8 protein-coding genes are annotated in these 8,091 nt (G+C 71.7%); 7 read left to right on the top strand and 1 reads right to left on the bottom strand.

What is annotated here, in order from left to right; genetic code table 11:
- The 7 genes from mbhE to ACE3Q2_RS06850 all read left to right on the top strand — a co-directional run.
- A partial coding sequence (mbhE, locus tag ACE3Q2_RS06880; RefSeq protein ID WP_374473520.1) for a hydrogen gas-evolving membrane-bound hydrogenase subunit E occupies nucleotides 1–1,850 on the top strand: 1,850 nt, incomplete at its 5' end.
- Nucleotides 1,850–2,197 (top strand): Na+/H+ antiporter subunit C, encoded by a 348-nt coding sequence (locus tag ACE3Q2_RS06875; protein WP_374473519.1) that lies wholly within the window; start codon nucleotides 1,850–1,852, stop codon nucleotides 2,195–2,197. The genes mbhE and ACE3Q2_RS06875, both read left to right, overlap by 1 nt.
- Nucleotides 2,194–3,732 (top strand): monovalent cation/H+ antiporter subunit D, encoded by a 1,539-nt coding sequence (locus ACE3Q2_RS06870; protein WP_374473518.1) that lies wholly within the window; start codon nucleotides 2,194–2,196, stop codon nucleotides 3,730–3,732. The genes ACE3Q2_RS06875 and ACE3Q2_RS06870 overlap by 4 nt, the downstream gene beginning before the upstream one ends.
- Nucleotides 3,732–4,220, top strand: a complete 489-nt coding sequence (locus ACE3Q2_RS06865; RefSeq protein WP_374473517.1) for a Na+/H+ antiporter subunit E — start codon at nucleotides 3,732–3,734, stop codon at nucleotides 4,218–4,220. Before ACE3Q2_RS06870 ends, ACE3Q2_RS06865 begins: the two co-directional genes overlap by 1 nt.
- Nucleotides 4,221–4,273: 53 nt before the next feature.
- On the top strand, nucleotides 4,274–4,516 hold the full coding sequence (locus tag ACE3Q2_RS06860; protein WP_374473521.1) for a K+/H+ antiporter subunit F: 243 nt from the start codon (nucleotides 4,274–4,276) through the stop codon (nucleotides 4,514–4,516).
- Nucleotides 4,513–4,887, top strand: a complete 375-nt coding sequence (locus ACE3Q2_RS06855; RefSeq protein ID WP_374473516.1) for a Na+/H+ antiporter subunit G — start codon at nucleotides 4,513–4,515, stop codon at nucleotides 4,885–4,887. Before ACE3Q2_RS06860 ends, ACE3Q2_RS06855 begins: the two co-directional genes overlap by 4 nt.
- Nucleotides 4,884–6,260 carry a DASS family sodium-coupled anion symporter gene (locus ACE3Q2_RS06850; protein ID WP_374473515.1) on the top strand — a complete coding sequence of 459 codons (1,377 nt, stop codon included), beginning with the start codon at nucleotides 4,884–4,886 and terminating at the stop codon, nucleotides 6,258–6,260. The genes ACE3Q2_RS06855 and ACE3Q2_RS06850 overlap by 4 nt, the downstream gene beginning before the upstream one ends.
- A 36-nt stretch (nucleotides 6,261–6,296) precedes the next feature.
- Here the strand turns inward: ACE3Q2_RS06850 and lpdA are convergent, their stop codons facing one another.
- On the bottom strand, nucleotides 6,297–8,066 hold the full coding sequence (gene lpdA, locus ACE3Q2_RS06845) for a dihydrolipoyl dehydrogenase (protein ID WP_374473514.1): 1,770 nt from the start codon (nucleotides 8,064–8,066) through the stop codon (nucleotides 6,297–6,299).
- Between the last annotated feature and the right edge of the window lie 25 nt (nucleotides 8,067–8,091).

Raw genomic sequence — 8,091 nt, 5'->3', positions numbered from 1 at the left:
TCAACCACGCCACCTTCAAGGCCTCGCTGTTCATGGCCGCCGGCATCATCGACCATGAAACCGGCACCCGCGACATGCGCCGGCTCGGCGGCCTGCGCCGCCTGCTGCCGGTGACCAGCACGCTGGCGGTGCTGGCCAGCCTGGCCATGGCCGGCATCCCGCTGCTCAACGGCTTCCTGTCGAAGGAGATGTTCTTCGCCGAGGCGCTGGCGGTCGAAGGCAACGACCTGGTCCGCCTGGGCATCCCCGCGGCGGCGCTGCTGTTCGGTGCGTTCGGCATGGCCTACAGCCTGCGCTTCGTGCACGACACCTTCTTCGGCGAAGGCCCGCGCGCGGTCGAGGCGGACGTGCACGAGCCGCCGCTGTTCATGCGCGTGCCGGTGGGCCTGCTGGTGCTGGCCTGCCTGGCGGTGGGCATCGCGCCGGGCCCGACCATCGGCACCGTGCTCGGGGCCGGCGCGCGCGGCGTGCTGGGCGCGGACGTGCCCGACTACAGCCTGGCGCTGTGGCATGGCTTCAACCTGCCGCTGGCCATGAGCGCCGCCGGCGTGCTCGCCGGCATCGCGCTCTATTTCGGGCTGCGCCGGCTGTTCGACCTGCACGCCGTGGTGGTGCGCGCCACCGGCCAGCGGCTGTTCCGGCTCAACATCGACACGCTGTTCCGCACCGCGCAGCGCGCCACCAAGGCCATTTCCAACGGCAGCCTGCAGCGCAGCCTGGCCGCGCTGGTGGCGGTGGCGGTGGCGGCGGGCGTGGCGCCCTACCTGGCTGCCTGGCCGGGCGGCGGGCCGCCGCTGCCCGACCTGGCGCTGAGCCAGCCCATGGGCCGGCTCGACTGGGTGCTCTGGGGCCTGCTGGTGGGCTCCACGCTGTTGACCCTGGTGCACTACCGGCAGCGCCTGCTGGCGGTGATCGTGATGGGCGGCGTGGGCCTGGCGGTGAGCCTCACCTTCGTGGCGCTGTCGGCGCCCGACCTGGCGCTGACGCAGCTGCTGGTGGAAATGGTGACCCTGTCGCTGCTGCTGCTGGGCATGCACTACCTGCCCGCCACCTCGGCGCCCGAGCGCCGCTGGGGCCGCCGCCTGCGCGACGGCGCCATCGCCGCCGCCGCGGGCCTGGGCACCGGCGCGCTGGCCTACGCCATGATGACGCGGCCGCCGGTGGGCATCGCCGACGAACTGCTGGCGCGCTCGCTGCCCGAGGCCTGGGGCGCGAACGTGGTGAACGTGATCCTGGTGGACTTCCGCGGCTTCGACACCTTCGGCGAAATCACCGTGTTCGGCATCGCCGCGCTGGTGGTGCATGCCATGCTGCGGCGCGCGCGCATGGCGCCCGAGGCCGTGATGCCGGGCGCGCCCGCCAAGCTGCCGGTGCCGGCCGACCTGGCGCAGATCATGTTCCCGCTCACGCTCACGGTGTCGATCTTCCTGTTCCTGCGCGGCCACAACGCGCCCGGCGGCGGCTTCATCGCCGGCCTCACGCTGGCGGTGCCGCTGCTGATCCAGTACGTCATCCAGGGCGCCGCCTCGGTCGAGTCGCGCTTCGGCTTCGACTACATCCGGCTGGTGGCGGTGGGCCTTGCCCTCGCCGCCATCACCGGCATCGCGGCCATGGGCTTCGGCCTGCCCTTCCTCACCAGCGGCCACGCCTACCTGTCGCTGCCGCTGCTGGGCAAGATCCCGCTGCCCAGCGTGGCGGCCTTCGACCTGGGCGTGTACCTGGTGGTGTTCGGCGGCACCATGCTGATCCTGTCGATGATGGGCACCCTCAAGCCCTCGCGCCTTCGCGTGGCCCGCACCGGCGTGCTCGACCCGGCGCGCCGCTCGCCCCTGACCGCGGAGGTGGACTGATGGAACTGGCCATGGCCAGCGCGATCGCCCTGCTGGTGGCCGCCGGCGTCTACCTGGTGCTGCGTGCGCGCAGCTTCGACGTGATCCTCGGCCTCACCCTGCTTTCCTACGGCACCAACCTGCTGATCTTCTCCAGCGGGCGCCTGGTGGCCGGCAAGCCGCCGGTGCTGCGCGAAGGCATCGCCGCCACCAGCGCCGGCTACACCGACCCGCTGCCGCAGGCGCTGGTGCTCACCGCCATCGTGATCGCCTTCGCGATGACGGCGGTGACCATCGTGCTGGCCATGCGCAGCCGCGCCGACAACCACAGCGACCACGTCGACGGCCGCGAGGACGCGGGCCGATGACCCAGCTGCCCATCCTGCCCATCCTGCTGCCGCTGCTGGGCGGCGCGCTGTGCCTGTTCGCCGAGCACCGGCGCTTCGGCGCCGTGGCGCAGCGCGCGGTGGCCTGGACCTCGATGCTGGCCACGCTGGCCGCCGCCGTCGCCCTGGCGGGGCTGGCGTCCGGCGGCGGCGTCACCGCCTACCTGCTTGGCGACTGGCCCAACCACCTGGGCATCGTGCTGATGGTGGACCGGCTCTCGGCCCTGATGGTGTTGGCCACCAACGTGCTGGCCGCGGCCTGCCTGCTGCATGCCTGCTCGGGCTGGGACCGGCGCGCGCCGCACTTCCACGCGCTGTTCCAGTTCCAGCTGGTGGGCCTCAACGGCGCCTTCCTCACCGGCGACGTGTTCAACCTGTTCGTGTTCTTCGAGGTGATGCTGATCGCCTCCTACGGCCTGCTGCTCAGCGGCGGCCGCGGCGTGCGCATGCGCGCGGGCCTGCACTACGTGGCCTTCAACATCGCCGCGTCCACGCTGTTCCTGGTGGCGCTGGGCCTGGTGTACGGCGTGTTCGGCACGCTGAACATGGCCGAGCTCTCGGCGCGCATCGCGGCGCTGCCAGCCACCGACCTGCCGCTGGCCAAGGCCACGCTGGGCCTGCTGCTGGTGGTGTTCTGCGCCAAGGCGGCGCTGCTGCCGCTGTACCTGTGGCTGCCGGACACCTATGCGCGGGCGCCGGCCTCGGTGGCGGCGCTGTTCGTGATCATGACCAAGGTGGGCATCTACGCCAGCCTGCGCGTGGGCCAGCTGCTGCTGGGCGAACCCGCCGGCGCGCTGGCCGGCTACGGCCAGGACTGGATCGCCTGGGGCGCGCTGGGCACCCTGGCCCTGGGCACGCTGGGCGTGCTCGCCGCGCCGCGGCTGCGCATCCTGGCGGCCTACCTGGTGCTGGTGTCGGCGGCGACGCTGTTCATCGCCTTCTCGCTGCGCGCCGAGGGCGCGCTCGGCGCGGGCCTGTATTACCTGGTGCACAGCACCTTCGTGGCGGCGGCCATCTTCATGATCGCCGACCTGGTGCGGCGTGGCCGCGGCGACGAGATGCGCGACCTCTCGCACCCCGTGGCCTCGCCCGCGGTGCGGCGCGCGGCCGGGGTGATGTTCCTGGTGGCGGCGGTGTCGGTGGCCGGCCTGCCGCCGCTCTCGGGCTTCGTGGGCAAGCTGGCGCTGCTGCAGGCGGTGCCGGCGGGCGACGTGGCCTGGGTGTGGAGCGCGCTGCTGGGCAGCAGCCTGCTGGTGATCGTGGGCCTGGTGCGCGCGGGCAGCAACCTGTTCTGGCGCATGCCGCCGCCCTCGCCCGAGGTGGCCGGCCTGCGCCCGGCCGCCACCCGCCCGGTGGAGACGGCGGCCACGGTGCTGCTGCTGGCGCTGGGCGTGGCGCTTTCGCTGGGCGCGGCGCCGGTGCTGGAGTACACCCGGCAGGCCGCGGCGCAGCTGATGTCGCCGCAGGACTACGTGCGCCAGGTGCGCGACACCACCCCGGCCTGGAGGAACCCCTGATGCGGCGGCGCTGGTTCCCTTCCCTCCCGCTCACGCTCACCATCCTGGCCTTCTGGCTGGTGATGAACGACGCCTTCAACCCGGCGCACGTCGCCTTCGGCTGCCTGCTGGGCTGGGTGATCCCGCTGTTCGCCACCCGGCTCGACCGCGAATTCGCCCGCATCGGCCACCTGCGCGGCGTGCCCAGGCTGCTCGGGCACGTGCTCTGGGACATCCTGGTGTCGAACCTGGTGGTGGCCCGGCAGGTGCTGGGGCGCGAGTCGGCGATCCACCCCGGTTTCGTCTGGTACCCGCTCGAGATCGACAACATCCACGGCATCGCCGCGCTCACCAGCATGATCACGCTCACGCCCGGCACGCTCACCGCGACCCTGTCCCAGGACCGCAAGTACCTGCTGATCCACGTGTTCCACCTCGATGACCGCGACGCGCTGGTGGCCGGCATCAAGGAACGCTACGAACGCCCGCTGATGGAGATCTTCCCGTGACGCCGACCGCCGGTTCCGCCCTGGGCCTGATCGAGCCCGCCATCGTGGCCTCCATGTTCGTGGTGAGCCTGGCCATGCTGATGTCGCTGTACCGGCTGCTGCGCGGGCCCACGGTGCCCGACCGCATCCTGGCGCTCGACACCCTCAGCGTCACCGCCATCGCCGAGCTGATGCTGCTGGGCATGTACATCAAGTCCTCGATCTACTTCGAGGCGGCGCTGGTCATCGCCATGCTGGGCTTCGGCTCGACGGTGGTGCTGAGCAAGTACGTGGTGCGCCGGGACATCGTCGAATGAACGCCGTCGTCGAAATCGCCCTGGTGGCGCTGCTGGCGGTGGGCAGCGCCTTCGTGCTGGTCGGCGCCTTCGGCCTGGTGCGGCTGTCGGAGTTCTTCAAGCGCCTGCACGGCCCGACCAAGGCCAGCACGCTGGGCGTGGGCTGCCTGCTGGTGGCGTCGGTGGGCTACCACGCCTTCATCGGCAGCGACCCGCAGCCGCGCGAGCTGCTGATCACCGCCTTCCTGTTCATCACCGCGCCGATCAGCGCGCACCTGATGGCCAAGGCGGCGCTGTCGCTGCGCATGGACGAGATGCCGCAGCTGCCCGGCGGCCGCGAGGACACGCACGTGCCCGAGCGCCCCGACCACGGCCCCGACGGGCGCGCGTGAACCGGGCGCGCCCGTTCGCGCTGGTCGCCGGCCCGCTGCTGGCCGCCGCGCTCTACGCCTGGCTGGTGCTGGGCGGAAGCGACCACGTGCTCGCCACCACGGTGGGCCTGACGGCCTGGTGCGCGGTGTGGTGGGTGTTCGAACCGGTGCGCGGGCCGGTGACGGCGCTGCTGCCGCTGGCGGTGCTGCCGCTGCTGGGCGTGCTGGAGGCCAAGCAGGTGGCGCAGAGCTACGGCCACGAACTGATCCTGCTGCTGGGCGGCGGCTTCATGCTCTCGCGCGCGCTCGAGCGCAGCGGCGCGCACCGGCGGCTGGCGCTGGGCATGGTGCGCGCCTTCGGCGGCCGCAGCGGCCGGCACCTGCTCTACGGCTTCATCGCCGCGACGGGCATGACCAGCATGTGGATCTCGAACACCGCCACGACGCTGCTGATGCTGCCGGTGGCGATGGCCATCCTGGAAACCTACCCGGACCGCCGCCTGCACGCGGTGCTGGTGCTGGCGATCGCCTACGCGGCCAGCGTGGGCGGCCTGGGCACGCCGATCGGCTCGCCGCCGAACCTGGTGTTCATGCAGGTCTACGCCGAAACCACGGGCCAGGCCTACGGCTTCCTGGACTGGATGAAGGTGGGCGTGCCGGTGGTGCTGGTGTTCCTGCCGCTGATGGCGCTGTGGCTGGGCCGCGGCCTGGCGGGCGCGCCGGCGGCGAAGCTGCCCGACAGCGGCCCGTGGACGCCGGGCGAGAAGCGCGTGCTCTGGGTGTTCGGCCTGACGGCGCTGGCCTGGGTGACGCGCGGTGAACCTTTCGGCGGCTGGAGCCACTGGCTGGGCCTGCCGGGTGCGAACGACGCCAGCGTGGCGCTGCTGGCGGTGGTGGCGATGTGCGTGATCCCGGACGGCCGCGGCGGCAAGCTGCTGGACTGGGAAACGGCGGAACGCGTGCCCTGGGGCGCGCTGGTGCTGTTCGGCGGCGGCATCGCGCTGGCGGCGGCGTTCCAGAGTTCGGGCCTGAGCACGGCGGTGGCGCAGGGCCTGTCGGGCCTGAACGCCCTGCCCTTGCCGCTGTTGCTGCTGGGCATCGTGGGCGGCGTGGTGCTGCTCTCGGAAATCGCCAGCAACACGGCCACGGCGGTGCTGCTGATGCCGATCCTGGCAGCCACGGCGGTGGCGGTGGGCGTGGACCCGGCGCTGCTGATGTTCCCGGCGGTGCTGGCGGCCAGCGTGGGCTTCATGCTGCCGGTGGCCACGGCACCCAACGCCATCGCCTATGGCAGCGGCGAGGTGCGCGCGGAAGACATGCTGCGCGAGGGCGCCGTGCTCGACGTGATCGGCGTCTTCGTGCTCTGCGCCATCTGCTGGCTCGCTTTCGGCTGAGCGGTTTTTGGCTTGCCGTGCGGCAAGCCACGAAGCTTATTTCTTGCGGGGAAGGTACAGGTCGGTGATGCTGCCTTCCTGGATCTCGGCCGCCATCGCCACCGATTCGCTCAGCGTCGGGTGCGGGTGGATGGTGTGGCCGATGTCGGAGGCCTCGCAGCCCATTTCGATCGCCAGCGCCATTTCGGCGATCAGGTCGCCCGCGTGCACGCCCACGATGCCCGCGCCGATCACGCGCTCGGTGTGCTCGTCGAAGATGAGCTTGGTGAAACCTTCCGTGCGGCCGATGCCCACCGCGCGGCCCGAGGCCGCCCACGGGAACTTCGCCACGCCCACCGCCAGGCCCTTGGCCTTGGCTTCGGTTTCGGTCACGCCCACCCAGGCGATTTCCGGGTCGGTGTAGGCCACCGACGGGATGACGCGCGCCACCCATTCCTTCTTCTCGCCGAAGGCCACCTCGGCCGCCAGCTTGCCCTCGTGCGTGGCCTTGTGCGCCAGCATCGGCTGGCCCACCAGGTCGCCGATGGCGAAGATGTGCGGCACGTTGGTGCGCATCTGCCGGTCGACGGGAATGAAGCCGCGTTCGGTCACGTGCACGCCGGCCTGGTCGGCGCCGATCTTGCCGCCGTTGGGCGCGCGGCCCACCGACACCAGCACGCGGTCGAACTTCGACAGTTCCGGCACCGAGGCGCCCTCGAAGCTGGCGTGCAGGCCGTCCTTCTTCGCGTCCACCTTGGCCACCTTGCAGCCCAGGTGTACGGCCACGCCGCGCTTCTTGAGCAGGTCGGCCAGCGGCTTCACCAGGTCCTTGTCGGCGCCCGGCATCAGCTGGTCCATGAACTCGACCACGGTGACGTGGCTGCCCAGCGCGCTGTACACGCAGGCCATTTCCAGGCCGATGATGCCGCCGCCCACCACCAGCAGGTGGCGCGGGATGTCGGCCAGCATCAGCGCGTCGGTGGAGTCCATCACGCGGGCGTCGTCCCAGGGGAAACCCGGCAGCTTCACCGGCTGCGAACCGGCGGCGATGATGCACTGCTCGAAGCGCACGAGCTTCACGCCCTCGGTGCCGCGCACCTCGAGCTCGTTGGGCGAGACGAAGCGGCCTTCGCCGGTGAGCGTGCGCACCTTGCGCTGGCGGGCCATGCCGGACAGGCCCTTGTTCATCTGCGAAACGACGCTTTCCTTGTGCGCGCGCAGCACCTTGAGGTCGATCTTCGGTTCGCCGAAGTGGATGCCAAAGGCGGCGGCGTGTTTGGCTTCCACCAGCACCTCGGCGGCGTGCAGCAGCGCCTTGGACGGGATGCAACCGACGTTGAGGCAGACGCCGCCCAGGGCTTCGTAGCGCTCCACCAGCACGGTGTCCATGCCCAGGTCGGCGGCGCGGAAGGCCGCGGTGTAGCCGCCGGGGCCGGCGCCGAGCACGAGCAGGCGGCATTCGACGTCGGCCTTGCGGCCGGTGGGCCCTCTCCCCAACCCCTCTCCCGGAGCGGGAGAGGGGCTTTGATCCGGCTTGGCTCCCCTCTCCCGCTCCGGGAGAGGGGCCGGGGGAGAGGGCGCTTCCGCGGAGGCCGCTTCGGCGATGGCGATCAGGTCGCCGGCCGACACCGTGTCGCCCACCTTCACCTTCAGCTCGGTGATCACGCCGGCGGCGCTGGCCGGCACTTCCATCGTGGCCTTGTCGGACTCGAGCGTCACCAGGCCCTGGTCCTGCTTCACCGCGTCGCCGGGCTGCACCAGCAGCTCGATCACCGGCACGTCCTTGTCGTCGCCGATGTCCGGCACCCGCAGTTCGATCTTGGCCATGGGTCTCTCCTCGTCCCGGCGCGCC

Source organism: Arenimonas sp., from assembly GCF_041913985.1.
In the GTDB taxonomy this organism is placed as follows: domain Bacteria; phylum Pseudomonadota; class Gammaproteobacteria; order Xanthomonadales; family Xanthomonadaceae; genus Arenimonas.
The sequence above is the reverse complement of the archived record's forward strand: the minus strand, read 5'-3'. Positions and strand labels throughout refer to the sequence as shown.

Excerpts from the sequence above, each read along its gene's own strand:
- ACE3Q2_RS06875 (WP_374473519.1), top strand. The coding sequence starts at position 1,850 with ATGGAACTGGCCATGGCCAGCGCGATCGCCCTGCTGGTGGCCGCCGGC.
- ACE3Q2_RS06870 (WP_374473518.1), top strand. The coding sequence starts at position 2,194 with ATGACCCAGCTGCCCATCCTGCCCATCCTGCTGCCGCTGCTGGGCGGC.
- ACE3Q2_RS06865 (WP_374473517.1), top strand. The coding sequence starts at position 3,732 with ATGCGGCGGCGCTGGTTCCCTTCCCTCCCGCTCACGCTCACCATCCTG.
- ACE3Q2_RS06860 (WP_374473521.1), top strand. The coding sequence starts at position 4,274 with ATGTTCGTGGTGAGCCTGGCCATGCTGATGTCGCTGTACCGGCTGCTG.
- ACE3Q2_RS06855 (WP_374473516.1), top strand. The coding sequence starts at position 4,513 with ATGAACGCCGTCGTCGAAATCGCCCTGGTGGCGCTGCTGGCGGTGGGC.
- lpdA (WP_374473514.1), bottom strand. The coding sequence starts at position 8,066 with ATGGCCAAGATCGAACTGCGGGTGCCGGACATCGGCGACGACAAGGAC.